This is a genomic window from Zoogloea sp. LCSB751 (assembly GCF_002028455.1).
Classification (GTDB): Bacteria; Pseudomonadota; Gammaproteobacteria; order Burkholderiales; family Rhodocyclaceae; genus Zoogloea.
The window spans coordinates 1-271 of the sequence record NZ_MWUM01000202.1; the positions used below are offsets into that span (position 1 = coordinate 1).

A 271-nucleotide genomic window follows, 5' to 3' on the forward strand; every position below is an offset into this window, starting at 1 on the left:
GTTACTTTGAAGAACACTATGGTTTTGTGCCGAAATTTAAAGCGGCGGCTCACTGTGGGCAAGTCGTTGCTGCAGTTGTTGGTGTTCAAAAACAAGAAATTAGCTTCTTTAGTGATGTGCTAAATACGTTAGCGAGACTGCAGGATCAATGTAATCCCTTAGGACAGCGTATGTTGATCTCTGGCGCCTTAGCGGGACGACTCGATAATCCTAACAGTGAGTATCGTTTGACTAATCTGGGCCCGATTAAATTAAAAGGGAAACAACACTC

At 43.5% G+C, this 271-nt stretch carries 1 protein-coding gene; it reads left to right on the forward strand.

Going from position 1 to position 271, the window contains the following annotated elements; genetic code table 11:
• On the forward strand, positions 1–271 hold a 271-nt coding region (locus B4920_RS26345), incomplete at both ends, for an adenylate/guanylate cyclase domain-containing protein (protein ID WP_305847128.1).